The following is a 438-nucleotide window of genomic DNA, read 5'->3' on the forward strand; positions in this document are numbered from 1 at the left end:
GATACCAGCTGCACCGAGAGCCGAAAGTCCGCCAATAACGGCCGGTGTTGCTGTACCGCCAGTCACAACAATTACTACCGCTCCTGCAATAGCTCCAATAACTAAAATGGCTGCTCCCAATCCACCACCGATTGACCATGCTAATACATTGTTAAAATGCTCTGTCTGAGTAGAACGTAGCTTCTCAATTTCAGCTTGAATTTGTGGAATTAGGGCATTATTTCCGGCTAATAGTGCCGTTAATCCACCTTTCCCATCTGGGCCACCAACATTATTTTTAAACCCTATAGAATTGTCATACAGTTTTGCTTTAAAGTCTTGTAACATCTTAATTACTTCTGTAACTTCTTTTGAATTTGTATTAATTGTAGTGATTAAATCATTTATGCCCTCTTTTAACTCTGCTTTATCTTTCTTTTGTACAGCAGCTTCCAATAT

Annotated in this window: 1 protein-coding gene; it reads right to left on the bottom strand. The window is 39.5% G+C overall.

Annotation, left to right across the window (positions count from 1 at the left end):
* Positions 1-438, bottom strand: a 438-nt coding sequence (locus BPMYX0001_RS24950) for an HBL/NHE enterotoxin family protein (RefSeq protein WP_157753667.1), incomplete at both ends; no start/stop codon positions are given.

The sequence above is a fragment of the Bacillus pseudomycoides DSM 12442 genome (assembly GCF_000161455.1).
In the GTDB taxonomy this organism is placed as follows: domain Bacteria; phylum Bacillota; class Bacilli; order Bacillales; family Bacillaceae_G; genus Bacillus_A; species Bacillus_A pseudomycoides.